The organism is Pseudomonas sp. GW821-FHT11G12 (assembly GCF_058808055.1).
Genome location: NZ_JBXARH010000008.1, coordinates 217930 through 234537, shown reverse-complemented (window position 1 = coordinate 234537; position 16608 = coordinate 217930). Strand labels below are relative to the sequence as shown.

Genomic DNA, 16608 nt, shown 5'->3' with positions numbered 1-16608 from the left:
CGGTCATCCCCGCGGCCGGGCCCATGGAACCGGGGTTTATTCCAAATATTGTGCAAAAAATCACGGAACCGCCGGAACGTGCCTAAACTCCAAACTGCGCGGCTGGAACTAATACCGGCCCACTGGCGCCACAAGGTCTGTACGAAAAATCGCCAAGCGGCGTTTTTCGGTAGAGAGCGGGGCCAGAACCCTGTCCATTGGTATGCACACAAAGAGAACAAAGCTATGAAACGGATTCTTCTCGGTACTCTCTTCACCGTTGTATCACTCAACGCCATGGCTCAGGCGCCAGGCGGTCCGGATTGCGGTTGGGGCAACATGCTGTTCGAAGGTCAGCGTGGCACCCCGGCTCACTTCCTGGCATCCACCACTAACGGCACCTCCGGCAACGCGACGTTCGGCATGACTTCCGGCACCAACGGTTGCTCCACCAACGCGTCGCTGACCTATGGCGGCAAATCCTGGTTTGCCATGAATGGCATGATGAACGAGCTGTCCGAAGACATGGCAAAAGGCAACGGCGAAGCGCTGACGACCTATGCCGTGGTACTGGGCGTGGCGCCGGAAGACCGTGCGCACTTCGCCGCCGTCACTCACGAGCACTTCCAGCAGATCTTCAGCAAGGCTGACGTGACCGCCGAAGACGTGCATACCAACACCCTGGCCGTCCTGAAAGCAGACCCTCGTCTGGCCAAGTACGCGACTCAGGCTTAAGCTCGACCCCACCCGCTTCTTTCGGGAAGCGGGTTTTGTTTTTTCGGCCCGCCCCTCTTTGGGTCTTTTGTTTTTTTCGACTTAAGTTGCCACCTATGCTCAAACGCCTTGCCTGGCTGGCGCTGTGTGTCTGCGCCCCGCTGTCCGCCGCGCCCCACATCGACCCTCAACGTTTGCAGCAACTGGCCAAAGATCGTTTCTGGATTTCCCTCGGCCACTACGAAACCGCCAAACTCGGCGGCTGGCGCAGTTACGTCAGCGACAAGAAGTTCTTCCTCGCCCCCGACGGCAACGAGCACCCCGACCACGAACTGGCCGCCACCGTCCAGGCGCTGTACGCCCCGGCCAGTCTCGGCGAGCAACACGCGCAGTGCGTCTACCCGGCGCGCACGCGCTGGCTGAAAGATCAACTCAACCTGAGCGACCTGCCAACGCCGGACTGCACCGACTTCAAGAAATGGTTCAAGGACGTCTCGCCTCACAGCGCGGTGATGATTTTCCCGGCGGCCTACCTCAACAGCCCGTCGTCGATGTTCGGTCACACCCTGCTGCGCATCGACCAGGCTGACGTGCAAAGCGACAAGACCTCGCTGCTCAGCTACGCGATCAACTTCGGCGCCTACATCGAAGGTTCGGACAACAGCATCCTGTATGCCTGGAAAGGCCTGATGGGCGGATATCCGGGACTGTTCGCGCTGGTGCCCTATCAGGAAAAACTCTCGGAATACCGCAGCCTGGAAAACCGCGACCTGTGGGAATACCGGCTCAACCTGACGCAAGCCGAAACCGCACGGATGGTCGAGCATGTGTGGGAGCTGAAGCAGATCCAGTTCGACTACTTTTTCTTCGATGAAAACTGCTCCTATCGCCTGCTCGAACTGTTGCAGGTCGCGCGTCCGAGTCTGCGCCTGACCGAGCAATTCCCGCTGACCGCGATCCCCACCGACACGGTCAAAGCGGTGAAGGAAGCCGGACTGGTGGAGCACATCGAATACCGCCCGTCCCGCGAGCGTGAATTGCTCAGCCGCGCCGAGCCCCTGACCGGCGAGGAACAGGACCAGGTGCTGAAAGTCAGCGCCGACCAACAGCAATTACAGGATCCGGCCTTCAAGTCCCTGCCCCGCGACCGGCAGGCGCTGATCATCGACGCCGCGTATCGGCTGGAACGCTACCGCGCCAACGGCCAGGAGCGTGATCCACAGCGAGCGCAGCGCAGTTTCGAACTGCTGCGGGCAATCAACAAGAACCCGGCGCCGGAGCTGCAAATCCCGCAGCCGGGCCTACCCGAGGACGGCCACGAATCCCGCACCTGGCAGGCCGGTCTCGGCACTCGCGGTGACCGCGCGTTCGGCGAGTACGGCTTGCGTATGGCCTACCACGATCTCAACGACAACGCCGAGAGTTTCCCCCTCGGCGCGCAGATCGAAATCCTGCAAATGAAGCTGCGCCAGTACGAAGGCAATCACTGGCAGTTCCAGCAGCTGGATCTGGCGACCATCCGCTCGCTGACGCCGCGCAATGCGCTGTTGCAGCCGCTGTCGTGGCAAGTCACCGGCGGTCTGGAGCGAGTGCCGGGCAAGCATGACGACGAAACCCTGGTCAGCCATGTCAACGGTGGCGGTGGCGGCACTTGGGCGCTGGGTGATGATGTACTGGGGTTTGCGCTCGGCACCGTGCGTGTTGAACACAACAATGATTTCGCCGGGTTCGTTTCCCCCGCAGGCGGTTTCAATACCGGTGTGCTGTGGAAAAACCCGTTGGGCAATCTCAGTGTGGAGGCCAAAGGCGATTACTTCTTCAATGGCGAAGTGCGCCGCAGCCTGAGCCTGAACCAGCAGTGGGAGTTATCCCGCAACCTCGGCCTGCGCCTCAGCGCCCAGCGTGAGTTCAGCCATCTGGCAACGCCGGAGACCGAAGTGATGCTTGAGGTGAAGTGGTATCACTACTGAGGTTTTGATCTTTCTTTCACGCCTCATCGACGAATCCGCTTCTAGACTTTCCCTATCAGCCGGATAACGGCGCGGGAGAGTGTGATGTGGCGGTGTGCGGGTTTTGTGGGCGTGTTGCTGTTGCTGGGTGGCTGTCAGAGCACCCACGAAGACCTGATCGCCAAGGGTTATCCACCGGCGTTCGCCGACGGTTTCGATGACGGTTGCATCAGCGGTCGTCAGGCGGCCGGTTCGATCAGCGGCGAGTTTCGCAAGAACGTGCCGCGCTATCTCAAGGACAAGCAATACGCCGAAGGCTGGAGCGACGGCTTCCGTCAGTGTCAGGCGATGCTGGAAAACAAGGACCGCGAAGACTATCGCAACGAACATTGGGACGAGCGCGAACGGGCCTGGCAGCAACAGAAGGATCAGGGCGCCGCGCGGGCTTATCGCTCGCAGTAGGTCGTTTCCAGACATCCAGTGAAACTCATTGCCTGCGACCATGGCCCAACGGTTGTCACAGGAGGTCACCATGAGCCGTGCTTTCGTCAACGAAGACAATGCCGCCGCGCAGGCTGATCAGCCGGTCGAACGGCAGGTCAGCAACCAGCCCAATTACGTCACGCCACAAGGACTCGCCCAGTTGCAGGCGAAAGTCGCCGAGCTGCAAACCCTGCACGCCGAACAGGCGGCCATGGGCGAGCAGGCCGACAAACAGCGCCTGGCCGATCTCGAAAGGGATTTGCGTTATTTCAATCAGCGGGTCGGCAGCGCCCAGGTCGCGCTCGCCCCGACCTCGACCGACAAGGTGCAGATCGGCAGCTGGGTGACATACGCCGATGAACACGCCACCGAGCGCCGTGTGCAACTGGTCGGTGAAGATCAGGCCGATGCGGCCAACGGCCTGATCAACTGGGCCTCACCGCTGGGCCGCTCACTGCTCGGCGCCCGGCTCAACGACGAAGTGCTGTGGCAGCGCCCGGCCGGCAATCAACTGATCGAAGTGATCCGCATCGATCTGCCTTAAACCACGCCCTGCGCCAGCATCGCGTCGGCGACTTTGACGAAGCCGGCGATGTTCGCGCCTTTGACGTAGTTGATCCGCCCGTTTTCCTCACCGTAATGCACGCAAGCGTGGTGGATCGACTGCATGATCGCGTGCAGCTTGCTGTCCACCTCGCCCGCCGTCCACAGCAGGCGCATGGCGTTCTGCGACATCTCCAGACCGCTGACCGCCACGCCGCCCGCGTTCGATGCCTTGCCCGGCGCGAACAGGATGCCGGCCTCGATAAAGATATCCACAGCCTCAAGGGTGGTCGGCATGTTCGCGCCTTCGGCCACACACACGCAGCCGTTGCGCAACAAGGTGCGGGCGGCTTCGGCGTCGAGTTCGTTCTGGGTGGCGCATGGCAGTGCGATGTCGCACGGCAACGACCATGGCAACTGACTGGCGCGGAACTCCAGGCCGAATGCCGCCGCCAGTTCGCTGATCCGCCCACGCTTGACGTTCTTCAGTTCCAGCAGCGCCAGCCACTGTTCTTCGCTCAGGCCTGCCTCGCAGTACAGCGTGCCTTCGGAGTCGGACAGGGAGATCACCTTGCCGCCCAGATCCATCACCTTGCGGGCCGCGTACTGGGCAACGTTGCCGGAACCGGAGATCGCCACACGCTTGCCTTCGACGGTCTGCTCGCGGCGCTTGAGCATTTCCTCGGCGAAATAAACACAACCGAAACCGGTGGCTTCCGGGCGGATCAGGCTGCCGCCGTAGGTCATGCCCTTGCCGGTCAGCACGCTGGTGAACTGGTTGCTCAGGCGTTTGTACTGGCCGAACAGGAAACCGATCTCCCGTGCGCCGACACCGATATCGCCGGCCGGCACATCCACGTCGGCACCGATGTGGCGGTACAACTCACTCATGAATGCCTGGCAGAAACGCATGACTTCGGCGTCGCTCTTGCCCTTCGGATCGAAGTCCGAACCGCCCTTGCCGCCGCCCATGGGCAACGAGGTCAGGGAGTTCTTGAAGGTCTGTTCGAAGGCGAGGAATTTCAGCACGCCCATATTCACCGAAGGATGGAAGCGCAAACCGCCCTTGTACGGACCGATGGCGCTGTTCATCTGGATGCGGAAACCGCGATTGACCTGCACCTTGCCCTGATCGTCGACCCACGACACGCGGAACACCACCGCCCGCTCCGGCTCGCAGATGCGCTCCAGAATTCCCGAGGTCAGATAGTGCGGATGGGCTTCGAGAAACGGCCACAGGCTGCGCAGGACTTCTTCGACGGCCTGGTGGAATTCGGGTTGATCCGGATCGCGTTTTTTCAGACGGGCGAGGAAGGATTCGACGGATTCGATCATGGGAAAAGTCTCGGCAAATTTGTTGTCGTTGGAAGAGATTGAGCCGGACTGTAACAAACGACATGTACACAGCAACAGACAAAAATGTCGCATTTATGAAAACAAATAGTACACACGCTATAAATCACGGCGGATTGCAGGCAAAAAAAAGCGGAGCCCGAAGGCTCCGCTTTTTCATGCAACCAACCTGTGATCAGGCCAGTTTCTTGTGGCGTACCCGGTGTGGCTGGGCCGCTGCTTCGCCGAGACGCTTTTTGCGATCGGCTTCGTACTCGGTGTAGTTGCCTTCGAAGAACACCGCTTGCGAGTCGTCTTCGTACGCCAGGATGTGCGTCGCGACGCGGTCAAGGAACCACCGATCGTGAGAGATCACAATGGCAGCGCCCGGGAAGTCCAGCAGGGCTTCTTCCAGGGAACGCAGGGTTTCAACGTCGAGGTCGTTGGACGGTTCGTCGAGCAGCAGGACGTTGCCGCCCTCCTTCAGGGTCAGCGCCAGGTGCAGACGACCGCGCTCACCACCGGACAGGTCCTTGACGAACTTCTGCTGATCGCCGCCCTTGAAGTTGAAGCGACCGACGTAGGTACGCGACGGGATCTCGTAGTTGCCGATGCGGATCTGGTCGGAACCGTCGGAGATCTGCTGGAACACGGTCTTGCTGCCGTCGAGGTCTTCGCGGCTCTGGTCCACACAGGCCAGTTGCACGGTTTCGCCGACTTCGATGGTGCCGGAATCCGGGGTTTCCTTGCCCATCAGCATGCGGAACAGGGTCGATTTACCGGCACCGTTACCACCGATCACGCCGACGATGGCGCCTTTCGGCATCGAGAACGACAGGTTGTCGATCAGTACGCGATCGCCGTAGCCCTTGGTGACGTTCTTGAATTCGATGACCTTGTCGCCCAGGCGCGGACCGGCCGGGATGTAGATCTCGTTGGTTTCCGAACGCTTCTGGAATTCCTGCGATTGCATTTCTTCGAAGCGTTGCAGACGAGCCTTGGATTTCGACTGGCGGGCCTTGGCGCCTTTGCGCACCCACTCCAGTTCTTCCTTCATGGCTTTTTCGTGAGCCGATTGTTGCTTGGATTCGGCCGCCAGACGATCGGACTTGGCTTCCAGCCAGCCCGAGTAGTTGCCTTCGTACGGAATGCCCGCGCCGCGGTCGAGTTCCAGAATCCAGCCAGCAACGTTGTCCAGGAAGTAACGGTCGTGCGTGATCGCGACCACGGTGCCCGGGAAGTCGTGCAGGAAGTGTTCGAGCCACGCAACGGAGTCGGCGTCCAGGTGGTTGGTCGGTTCGTCGAGCAGCAGCATGTCCGGGGCGGACAGCAGCAGACGGCACAGGGCCACACGACGTTTTTCACCACCGGACAGGTGTTCCACTTTCGCGTCCCAGGCCGGCAGACGCAGCGCATCGGCGGCGACTTCCAGCTGGCGCTCCAGGTTGTGACCGTCGCTGGCCTGCAGGATCGCTTCGAGCTTGGCCTGTTCAGCGGCCAGCTTGTCGAAGTCGGCGTCCGGATCGGCGTAAGCGGCATAGACCTCGTCCAGGCGGGCCTGGGCGTCCTTGATCACGCTGACCGCTTCCTCGACCACTTCACGCACGGTCTTGGTCGGATCGAGTTGCGGCTCTTGCGGCAGATAACCGATGTTCAGTTCCGGCATCGGGCGCGCTTCGCCTTCGAATTCGGTGTCGACGCCGGCCATGATTTTCAGCAGCGTGGACTTGCCCGAACCGTTAAGACCGAGTACGCCGATCTTGGCGCCCGGGAAGAAGGACAGAGAAATGTTTTTCAGGATTTCCCGCTTCGGCGGAACAACTTTGCCCAGCCGATGCATGGTGAAGACGTATTGAGCCATGGAGAACCTTGGGTCAGTGACAGATGAATGATTGGAGCGCAGGCGATGCCCGGCCAGACCATGCGCGTCGTTCACTTGATGGTGATCAATGCGTGCGCGCTGAAAAAAGTCTGATTCTAGGAGCTGGAACGCTCCCGCGTAACCGGCAAAGCTACCTGAATGACCGGTGGCAGTCCAGCCGAGCGGGGCTGGCACTTCGCCACAACTCAAGGCATGCTAGCCGCCCTTTGGGCGTCCGGCTTATAGTGCACGTCGCGCCAGTCCAGCCAAACCGCAGGATTACAGCTTGTCCAATGTCACTCCGCCTACTTCTGTGAGCAGCACCCCACCGGCGCCCGGCTCGTCCCTGCGTGGGACATTGAAAGGCGCGCTGGCGACTTTGGTGCTGTTGCTGCTGGCGTTGCTGTTCTGGCAACTGCTCGATCAACTGCGTGAAACCCAGAAAAACCAGCGCCAGTACACCATCGACTACACCGCCGATCTCGCTTCGCAAGTCAGCCTCAACATGTCGCTGAACGCGCAGATCGCACTCAATCTGCTACCGATCGTCGAACAGCCGCAGTCCACCGACGATCAGCAGGCGCTGCTGCGCAAGTTGCAGCAATCGCTGCCGGACCTGCGCAGCCTGGCCTTGCTCAGCCCCTCCGGAAAAATCCTCAGCGACAGCGCCACTGACAGCCAGGACGCCGACTACCTCAGCGATCTGGTCCGCCGCAGCCACGCCCAGGCCCATTATTTCAGCAATGCCGACGACGGCTCGGTGGTGCATCTGCTGCTGCATCAGGCCAGCGGCAGCACCCGCGGCTATTGGGCACTGCGCCTGACCCCGACCTTCTTTGCCTCGCTGACCAAACAGGGTGACAGCGGCATCCGCCCTTTGTGGCTGGTGGAAAACCGCATCAACCATCAGATCATCAGTCGCGACGAAGCCCTGCCCTCTACCAAGACCAGCACCCTGACGCCCGACGATCTGGCCAACAGCGTGCTGACCGTGCCGCTGAGCAGCAGCGACTGGCAACTGCGCGGACTGTTCGATCGGCAACATGTACTGGAAGAATTGCTGCCCGCGTTCATCGGCAAATGCCTGCTGGGTCTGGCGTTCTCGCTGTTGCCATTTATCGCGTTGCTCAACATGCGCCGCCGCCAGCGTCAGGTACATGAAGGACGTCGTCGTTATCAGGATATTTTCGAAGGCACTGGTGTGGCCCTGTGCGTGCTCGATCTTTCGGGGCTCAAGCAGGTTTTCGAAAAGGCCCAGATCCAGACCAGCGACCAGCTCAAGGCCTGGCTCGACCAACCGCAACAGCGCCAGCAACTGCTCCAGGAGCTGCGGGTCACCGAGGTCAACCAGGTGGCGCTGCAACTTCTCAACGTCAATTCCTGCGACCACGCCTGGCAACTGCTGATCGACGGTCATCCGCACAGCCAGTGCGCCATCGGTAATCAAGTGCTCGATGCCGTGCTCCAGCAGCAAAAGCAGCTGGAACTGGAAATCAAACTGCCGGACATCAACGGCCGCGACCAGCACCTGTGGCTGGTGCTGCGCCTGCCGCAGGAGCAGCACGACTACAAGGCCGTGATCCTGAGCATCAACGACATCACCAGCCGCAAACTGATCGAACTGTCACTGCTGGAACGCGAAGGTTTCTGGTCGGACGTGGTGCGCACCGTGCCGGATCACCTGTACGTGCAGGATGTGATCAGTCAGCGGATGATTTTCAGCAACCACCACCTCGGCCAGACCCTCGGGTACAACCGTACCGAGCTGCATCAGATGGGCGAGTACTTCTGGGAAATCCTCCTGCACCCGGAAGACGCCGACTATTACCACCGCTCGCGGCAGATGCAGCGTCACGCCGGTTACAGCCAGTTGCTGCAATGCCAGTTACGCTTCCGTCACCGCGACGGCAAGTGGCGGCGCTTCGATATCCGCGAACAGGCGCTGGCTCGGGACAAGCACGATCAGGTCACGCGGATCATCGGCGTGGCCAAGGACATCACCGAGCAGATCGAAGCCAGCGAATCCCTGCGCGACAGCGAACAACGCTACCGGATGCTCGCCGAAAGCATCAGCGACGTGATCTTCTCCACCGACAGCAAACTGTCGCTGAACTACGTCAGCCCGTCGGTGCAAGCCGTGCTTGGCTACGACGCCGAATGGATTTTCCAGAATGGCTGGCAGTCGACCATCGCCAACCCGCAGCAACTGAGCGGCATCTATCACCTGATGGACCGGGTCAGCAAAGCGCTGGACAAGCCTGAGCAACTGGCAATCCTGCGCAGTCAGGTACAGACCCAGATGTTCCTGTTCGACTGCCTGCGCGCCGATGGCCGCAAGATCCCGATCGAACTGCGCCTGGTGCTGGTGTGGGACGAACACGGCGCCTTCGAAGGCGTGCTCGGGGTCGGTCGCGACATCAGCCAGCAGCGCCGTGCCGAGAAAGACCTGCGCATGGCGGCCACGGTATTCGAGCATTCGACTTCGGCGATCCTGATCACCGACCCGGCCGGTTACATCGTCCAGGCCAACGAAGCGTTCAGTCGAGTCAGCGGCTACGCGGTGAGCGAAGTGCTCGACCAGTTGCCGAACATGCTCACCGTCGACGAACAGCAGGACGCGCACCTGCGCTACGTGCTCAAGCAGTTGCATCAGCACAGCACCTGGGAAGGCGAAGTCTGGCTCAAGCGTCGCAATGGCGAGCATTACCCGGCGTGGGTCGGCATCACTGCGGTGCTCGATGACGAAGGCGACCTGGCCAGTTACGTGTGCTTCTTCAGCGACATCAGCGAGCGCAAGGCCAGCGAACAACGGATTCACCGCCTCGCCTACTACGACGCCCTGACCCATCTGCCGAACCGCACGCTGTTCCAGGATCGCCTGCACACCGCGCTGCAATCGGCCGACCGGCAGAAGTCGTGGGTGGTGCTGATGTTCCTCGATCTCGACCGCTTCAAACCGATCAACGACTCCCTCGGCCACGCCGCCGGCGACCGCATGCTCAAGGATATGGCCACCCGGCTGCTGGCCTGCGTCGACGATGACGACACCGTGGCGCGGATGGGCGGCGACGAATTCACTTTGCTGCTGCAACACCGCTCCAGCCGCGAGATGGCGCTGAACCGTGCGATCCATGTGGCCGAGCAGATTCTTGGCAGCCTGGTGCGACCGTTCGTGCTGGAGGGTCGCGAGTTCTTCGTCACCGCCAGTATCGGCATCGCCCTGAGCCCGCAGGACGGCAACGAACTCAGTCAGCTGATGAAGAACGCCGACACCGCGATGTACCACGCCAAGGAGCGCGGCAAAAACAACTTCCAGTTCTATCAGGCCGACATGAACGCCAGTGCGCTGGAGCGTCTGGAACTTGAAAGCGACCTGCGCCACGCCCTCGAGCAAAACGAATTCGTGCTGTATTACCAGCCGCAGTTCAGCGGCGACGGCAAACGACTGACCGGCGCCGAAGCCCTGCTGCGCTGGCGTCACCCGCGTCGCGGGCTGGTACCGCCGGGGGATTTCATTCCGGTGCTCGAAGAACTCGGGCTGGTGGTGGACGTCGGCGACTGGGTGATCAGCGAAGCCTGCCGTCAGCTCAAGACCTGGCACCAAAGCCGCGTGCGCGTGCCGAAAGTCTCGGTGAACATTTCCGCCCGGCAGTTCTCCGACGGCCAGCTCGGCACGCGGATCGCCACCATCCTCAAGGAAACCGGCCTGCCGCCGGCGTGCCTTGAGCTGGAGCTGACCGAAAGTATCCTGATGCGCGAAGTCAGCGAAGCGATGCAGATCCTTGCCGGCCTGAAGAACCTCGGCCTGAGCATCGCGGTCGACGACTTCGGCACCGGTTACTCGTCGCTGAACTACCTCAAGCAATTCCCGATCGATGTGCTGAAGATCGACCGCACCTTCGTCGACGGCCTGCCGTCCGGCGAACAGGACGCGCAGATTGCCCGGGCGATCATCGCCATGGCCCACAGCCTCAATCTGGCGGTGATCGCCGAAGGTGTGGAAACCCATGAGCAACTGGACTTCCTGCGCGAGCATGGTTGCGACGAGGTTCAGGGTTATCTGTTCGGGCGGCCGATGCCGGCCACCCGCTTCGAGGCGCAGTTCAGCAATGATGCGCTGTTCATGTTCGACTGAAGATCGGCGGGGCGGCCTTCGCGAGCGAGCCCGCTTCCACAGGGATTGATGTCGATCATAAAATCGTGGGCCGGCCTCGGTTATTGTGCGAACCGGCTGGTCAGCGAAAAGGCCGGCACGGACGCCACATATCTGGTCATGAACGCCACTTGTCTGCGACATGATGTCGTTTCATATGCCATCCAAAACCCGATGGGTTAGAATGCCCCCCTTTTCTGCCCCCGATCCTTGAGGACCGCCATGTTCAGCCGTGATTTGACTATTGCCAAGTACGACGCCGATCTTTTTGCCGCCATGGAGCAAGAAGCCCAGCGCCAGGAAGAACACATCGAGCTGATCGCTTCGGAGAACTACACCAGCCCAGCGGTGATGGAAGCTCAAGGCTCGGTTCTGACCAACAAGTACGCCGAAGGCTACCCGGGCAAGCGCTACTACGGTGGTTGCGAGTACGTCGACGTTGTTGAGCAACTGGCCATCGACCGCGCCAAAGAGCTGTTCGGCGCCGACTACGCCAACGTTCAGCCGCACGCCGGCTCGCAAGCCAACGCCGCTGTCTACCTGGCCCTGCTGTCGGCCGGTGACACCATCCTGGGCATGAGCCTGGCTCACGGCGGTCACCTGACCCACGGCGCCAGCGTTTCCTCCTCCGGCAAGCTGTACAACGCCATCCAGTACGGCATCGACGCCAACGGCCTGATCGACTACGACGAAGTCGAGCGTCTGGCGGTCGAGCACAAGCCGAAAATGATCGTGGCCGGTTTCTCTGCCTACTCGCAGATCCTCGACTTCCCGCGCTTCCGCGAAATCGCCGACAAGGTTGGCGCCTACCTGTTCGTCGACATGGCTCACGTGGCCGGTCTGGTCGCCGCTGGCGTCTACCCGAACCCGGTTCCATTCGCTGACGTCGTGACCACCACCACTCACAAGACCCTGCGCGGTCCACGTGGTGGCCTGATCCTGGCTCGCGCCAACGCCGACATCGAGAAGAAGCTGAACTCCGCCGTATTCCCGGGCGCCCAGGGTGGCCCGCTGGAGCACGTGATCGCCGCCAAAGCGATCTGCTTCAAGGAAGCACTGCAGCCTGAGTTCAAGGCTTACCAGCAACAAGTGGTGAAAAACGCCCAGGCCATGGCCGGCGTGTTCATCGAGCGCGGTTTCGACGTGGTTTCCGGCGGTACTGAAAACCACCTGTTCCTGCTGTCGCTGATCAAGCAGGAAATCTCCGGTAAAGACGCCGACGCCGCTCTGGGCAAAGCGTTCATCACCGTGAACAAGAACTCCGTGCCAAACGACCCACGCTCCCCGTTCGTCACCTCCGGTCTGCGCTTCGGTACTCCGGCTGTGACCACTCGTGGCTTCAAAGAGGCTGAGTGCAAAGAGCTGGCTGGCTGGATCTGCGACATCCTGGCTGACCTGAACAACGAAGCGGTGATCGACGCCGTTCGTGAGAAAGTCAAAGCCATCTGCAAGAAACTGCCGGTATACGGCGCTTAATTGCGACGCTAAAACCGCAGCATGAAAAACCGGCCAAGTGATTGGCCGGTTTTTTTTCGTCCGCAAAAAAGTTTCGAACGCCAAATGGCTCAAGGTCGGGGCATTGCGCCCAACTGGTCAGACCGGTCATGCCAATTCGTCATTTTTCACTTGCGATCCGCCAAAATCAGCGCCTAGACTGCACCCGCACTGGACATACCGGTAAGACCACAATAATTAAGTCCTGAATCTGATACGCCCCGCGTACGGCAGCCAGGACACCGACCAGGATTCCTCCCATGCTCAGATGGTGCTCGCGTTCAATCTTCCTCCAAGTGGTTCTCGGACTGATGCTCGGCATCATCTGCGGGCTGACCCTTCCTGAATACTCGGCCCAGCTCAAACCGCTCGGCGACGGTTTCATCAAACTGATCAAGATGCTCATCGGCCTGATCGTGTTCTGCGTGGTGGTCAGCGGCATCAGCGGCGCCGGCGACCTGAAGAAGGTCGGGCGCATCGGCCTCAAGTCGGTGATCTACTTCGAAGTGCTGACCACCATCGCGCTGGTGATCGGTCTGGTGTTCGCGTTCAGCACCGGGATCGGCAGTGGCGCCAATATCCATCTGGAGCAGCTGTCCGCCGCCGACATGGGCGACATCGCCGAACGCGGCCAGCACATGCACACCACCACTCAGTTCCTGATGGACCTGATCCCGACCTCGGTACTCGGCGCTTTCGCTGACAACAACATCCTGCAAGTGCTGTTGTTCTCGGTGCTGTTCGGCAGCGCGTTGAATCTGGTGGGCGAAGCCGCTTCCGGGATCTCGCGGCTGATCAACGAACTGAGCCATGTAATCTTCCGGATCATGGGCATGATCGTGCGTCTGGCGCCGATCGGCGTGTTCGGTGCCATCGCCTTCACCACCAGCAAATATGGCCTCGATTCCCTGCAACACCTGGGCAGCCTGGTCGGTTTGTTCTACTTGACCTGCATCGCCTTCGTCGCACTGATTCTCGGCCTGGTGATGCGCCTGTCCGGTCTGCGTATGTGGCCGCTGCTCAAGTACCTGCGCGAAGAACTGCTGATCGTCATGGGCACCGCCTCCTCCGACGCCGTGCTGCCGCAGATCATGCGCAAGCTGGAACATCTGGGCATCGGCAGCTCCACCGTCGGGCTGGTGATTCCCACCGGTTACTCGTTCAACCTCGATGGTTTTTCGATCTACCTGACCCTGGCCATTGTGTTCATCGCCAACGCCACCGGCACGCCGCTGGCCATGACCGATCTCTTGACGATTTTGCTGGTGTCGCTGATTACCTCCAAAGGTGCCCACGGCATTCCGGGATCGGCGCTGGTGATTCTGGCGGCCACGCTGACGGCCATCCCGGCGATTCCGGTGGTCGGTCTGGTGCTGGTGCTGGCGGTGGACTGGTTCATGGGCATCGGCCGGGCACTGACCAACCTGATCGGCAACTGCGTCGCCACCGTGGCCATCGCCCGCTGGGAAAAGGATATCGATGTGCAACGGGCGAACAAGGTGCTCAACGGCGAGCAGGGCTATAACTTTCAGCCGAGAAAAACGGCCGCTCAAGCGGCGGCCAAAGAATTCTGAATGATCGCCGTGCCTGCGCACATGCAGGCACGGCTCATGGAGCGAACACGTGATTACTACATCCACCGTCGTCAACTCAGTGGTAGAAAAACTCCGGGCCGCCCTCGCCCGTGGCCAGTGGCGCTCCGGCGAGATGCTGCCGGGCCAGCGCGAACTGGCCGAGCAACTGGGCATCAGCCGCCCGAGCCTGCGCGAAGCGGTGATCGTGCTGGAAACCCTCGGTCTGGTGCGTTCGATGCCGGGCAAAGGTGTGGTGGTGCTCGACGCCCAGGCCAGTGACAGCCAAAGCCACGACAGCGCAGTGGCCGGCGCCAGCCTCGAAGACGTGCTGCAACTGCGCTACACCCTCGAACCGTTCATCGTCGGTCTGGTGGCGCAGTCGATCAGCAGCAAGGAAGTCGGGCAGTTGCGCCTGACCCTGATGGACATGCGCGAAGCCCTCGAAGCAGGTGACAGCGAGGCCGGCGTCAGCGCCTACATCGCGTTTCACGAAGAGCTGTTCACCCTGACCTCGAACCCGATTTTCCAGAGCGTGGTGCAACAGACCAGCAACGCCCTCAAGCAGAGCGCCGAAGTGCTGCGCAATTCGCCGGAGCACCTGGCCGAACGCCTTGAGGAAAACGAGGCCGTGGTGCGCGCGATCCGCAGCAAGAACAGCGCTCAGGCCAGCGCCGAGATGCGCCGGCACATCCTGCGTGAAGGCCAGCGCATGGGGATCGAGCTGAATATTCCGGATGACAATCTGAGTAACTGAAACGCCTCACACTGGAGACCGGCCATGAACAGTCTTGCCACGCCGTCGCACCCTCGCCAGACCTCGGCGGCCCTGCCCTTCTCCCGCCTGCAGACGCCGGTGGACGAGCTGTATCCGCGACTGTTCGACGCGATCCTCGAACAACGCCTCGATGCCGCCAGCCGCTTCACCGAAGAGAGTCTCAAGCAGATGTTCGGTGTCAGCCGCGCGGATGTGCGTCGGGCGCTGACCCAACTGTCCCACGAACAGATCATCGTGCTGCGGGCCAACCATCGACCGCGCATAGCCGCGCCGGACGCCGAGCAGACACGTCAGGCCTTGCACGCCCGGCGCCTGGCCGAAAACACGCTGGTGCGACTGGCTTGCCAGCATGCGCAGGCTGAAGACTTGAAACGCCTGCGCGCCTTGATCGAACGTGAACGCCAGGCTGTGGATAAAGACCGACGCGGCGCGGCGATTCGCCTGTCCGGGGAGTTTCATTTGCAGTTGGCGAAAATGGCCGGGAATGCACCGTTGGCGCATTTTCTCGGCACGCTGGTGCCGCTGACCTCACTGGCGATTGCGCGTTGCACTGAAAGCACGCACAGCTGTTGCGGCTGGCAGGATCACGCCCGGATCGTCGAGGCGATCGAGCGTGATGACGCCGCCGAGGCCGTGTCGCTAATGAACCGTCATCTGGATCATCTGGAACAGACGATTCTCAGCGGTTCCACGCACTGAGACAGCGGCGGACTCAGTCCGCCGCCACCTTGGCAAACCCCGCCCGGATCTTCTCTTCCGGCAGATCATCGGCGATAAACACGATCACGCTTTCCCGTGCCTCGCCCTCGGCCCACTCGGTGTCCCAGTCGAAGCCGTAGAGTTTCAGCACGCCCTGGAACACCAACCGACGATCTTCGCCCGCAATGTTCAACACGCCTTTGTAGCGCAGCAATTGCTTGCCGTGTTCTTCCAGCAATTCGTTCATGAACTCGCTGAGCTGATCGATATCCAGTGGCTGAACGGTACGCAGCACCAGACTGGAAATCCGGTCGATGGACGGCGCCTTGCTGACCGGGCGCAGACTCACCCCGCCACCGAGATCGGCATTCAGGTTGAAGCCACGCACATCGAGCAATTCAGCCAGATCGATGTTGCCGTGTTCGACCACGCGAATCGGCGCACGGCGGTTGATGCGGGTCAGGCGTTCGCTGAGTGCGGTGAACGCAGCCTCGTCCACCAGATCGGTCTTGCTCACCAGCAAGCGGTCGGCGAAACCGATCTGCGCCTGGGCGATGGTCTGGGTCAGGTGCAGCTCGGCGTGGGCCGCGTCGACGAGGGTGATGATGCCGTCCAGCAGGTAACGCTCACGCAGTTCTTCGTCGATGAAAAAGGTCTGTGCCACTGGCGCCGGGTCGGCCAGACCAGTGCACTCGATGACCAGCCGATCGAAGGCGATTTCGCCGCTGTCCAGCCGTTCGAGCAGCAAGTACAGGGCTTTGGTCAGGTCGGTGTGGATGGTGCAGCAGACGCAGCCGTTGGCCAGGGTCATGACTTGCACCGGCTCGTCGCCCAGCAACTGGGTGTCGATACCGGCGTCGCTGAATTCGTTTTCGATCACGGCGATTTTCAGGCCGTGCTCGGCTTTCAACAGATGGCGCAGCAAGGTGGTCTTGCCGGCGCCGAGGAAACCGCTGAGCACCGTGACCGGGATGGGAGAAGACAAACTCGATCTCCTTCAATTGCACAAATAAAAATGGGAGCAGGCCGAAAGACCTGCTCCCACCTCACGT

The 16608-nt window shown here is 61.1% G+C and carries 12 protein-coding genes; 9 read left to right on the top strand and 3 right to left on the bottom strand.

Annotated elements, in window-relative coordinates:
• The first annotated feature begins 225 nt into the window (after positions 1-225).
• The 4 genes from AC1RR7_RS22640 to AC1RR7_RS22625 all read left to right on the top strand — a co-directional run bounded on the left by AC1RR7_RS22640 (position 226) and on the right by AC1RR7_RS22625 (position 3669).
• A complete protein-coding gene (locus tag AC1RR7_RS22640) occupies positions 226-714 on the top strand; it encodes a DUF3015 domain-containing protein (protein WP_025108775.1) in 489 nt (162 codons plus the stop codon).
• 95 nt (positions 715-809) lie between these two features.
• Positions 810-2663: an Lnb N-terminal periplasmic domain-containing protein gene (locus AC1RR7_RS22635; RefSeq protein WP_493158472.1), complete on the top strand. Its 1854-nt coding sequence runs from the start codon at positions 810-812 to the stop codon at positions 2661-2663.
• An 84-nt stretch (positions 2664-2747) separates the two neighbouring features.
• Complete coding sequence (locus AC1RR7_RS22630; protein WP_096820854.1) at positions 2748-3104, top strand: hypothetical protein; 357 nt, start codon at positions 2748-2750, stop codon at positions 3102-3104.
• A gap of 70 nt (positions 3105-3174) precedes the next feature.
• Positions 3175-3669 (top strand): GreA/GreB family elongation factor, encoded by a 495-nt coding sequence (locus tag AC1RR7_RS22625; RefSeq protein WP_493158471.1) that lies wholly within the window; start codon positions 3175-3177, stop codon positions 3667-3669.
• Here AC1RR7_RS22625 and gdhA read toward each other — a convergent pair.
• Together gdhA and ettA are read right to left on the bottom strand one after the other, a co-directional pair.
• Complete coding sequence (gene gdhA, locus AC1RR7_RS22620) at positions 3666-5003, bottom strand: NADP-specific glutamate dehydrogenase (protein ID WP_493066476.1); 1338 nt, start codon at positions 5001-5003, stop codon at positions 3666-3668. The two genes, AC1RR7_RS22625 and gdhA, sit on opposite strands and share 4 nt — an antisense overlap.
• Positions 5004-5196: 193 nt before the next feature.
• Complete coding sequence (gene ettA, locus AC1RR7_RS22615) at positions 5197-6861, bottom strand: energy-dependent translational throttle protein EttA (RefSeq protein WP_096820851.1); 1665 nt, start codon at positions 6859-6861, stop codon at positions 5197-5199.
• A gap of 286 nt (positions 6862-7147) precedes the next feature.
• On the opposite strand from ettA, the gene AC1RR7_RS22610 reads away from it, so the two are divergent.
• From AC1RR7_RS22610 to AC1RR7_RS22590, 5 genes are all read left to right on the top strand, one after another.
• Positions 7148-10996: a bifunctional diguanylate cyclase/phosphodiesterase gene (locus AC1RR7_RS22610; RefSeq protein ID WP_102621108.1), complete on the top strand. Its 3849-nt coding sequence runs from the start codon at positions 7148-7150 to the stop codon at positions 10994-10996.
• 240 nt (positions 10997-11236) lie between these two features.
• Entirely contained in the window at positions 11237-12490 is a 1254-nt protein-coding gene (glyA, locus tag AC1RR7_RS22605) for a serine hydroxymethyltransferase (protein WP_096820849.1), read from the top strand.
• 278 nt (positions 12491-12768) lie between these two features.
• Positions 12769-14082, top strand: a complete 1314-nt coding sequence (locus AC1RR7_RS22600; RefSeq protein WP_493158470.1) for a C4-dicarboxylate transporter DctA — start codon at positions 12769-12771, stop codon at positions 14080-14082.
• 49 nt (positions 14083-14131) lie between these two features.
• Positions 14132-14836, top strand: a complete 705-nt coding sequence (locus tag AC1RR7_RS22595) for a FadR/GntR family transcriptional regulator (protein WP_096820847.1) — start codon at positions 14132-14134, stop codon at positions 14834-14836.
• 24 nt (positions 14837-14860) lie between these two features.
• Positions 14861-15556: a GntR family transcriptional regulator gene (locus AC1RR7_RS22590; RefSeq protein ID WP_493158469.1), complete on the top strand. Its 696-nt coding sequence runs from the start codon at positions 14861-14863 to the stop codon at positions 15554-15556.
• Positions 15557-15569: 13 nt separating this feature from the next.
• Here AC1RR7_RS22590 and yjiA read toward each other — a convergent pair whose 3' ends face one another.
• Complete coding sequence (gene yjiA, locus AC1RR7_RS22585) at positions 15570-16541, bottom strand: GTPase (protein ID WP_273538039.1); 972 nt, start codon at positions 16539-16541, stop codon at positions 15570-15572.
• Between the last annotated feature and the right edge of the window lie 67 nt (positions 16542-16608).

Excerpts from the sequence above, each read along its gene's own strand:
- AC1RR7_RS22640 (WP_025108775.1), top strand. The coding sequence starts at position 226 with ATGAAACGGATTCTTCTCGGTACTCTCTTCACCGTTGTATCACTCAAC.
- AC1RR7_RS22635 (WP_493158472.1), top strand. The coding sequence starts at position 810 with ATGCTCAAACGCCTTGCCTGGCTGGCGCTGTGTGTCTGCGCCCCGCTG.
- AC1RR7_RS22630 (WP_096820854.1), top strand. The coding sequence starts at position 2,748 with ATGTGGCGGTGTGCGGGTTTTGTGGGCGTGTTGCTGTTGCTGGGTGGC.
- AC1RR7_RS22625 (WP_493158471.1), top strand. The coding sequence starts at position 3,175 with ATGAGCCGTGCTTTCGTCAACGAAGACAATGCCGCCGCGCAGGCTGAT.
- gdhA (WP_493066476.1), bottom strand. The coding sequence starts at position 5,003 with ATGATCGAATCCGTCGAATCCTTCCTCGCCCGTCTGAAAAAACGCGAT.
- ettA (WP_096820851.1), bottom strand. The coding sequence starts at position 6,861 with ATGGCTCAATACGTCTTCACCATGCATCGGCTGGGCAAAGTTGTTCCG.
- glyA (WP_096820849.1), top strand. The coding sequence starts at position 11,237 with ATGTTCAGCCGTGATTTGACTATTGCCAAGTACGACGCCGATCTTTTT.
- AC1RR7_RS22600 (WP_493158470.1), top strand. The coding sequence starts at position 12,769 with ATGCTCAGATGGTGCTCGCGTTCAATCTTCCTCCAAGTGGTTCTCGGA.
- AC1RR7_RS22590 (WP_493158469.1), top strand. The coding sequence starts at position 14,861 with ATGAACAGTCTTGCCACGCCGTCGCACCCTCGCCAGACCTCGGCGGCC.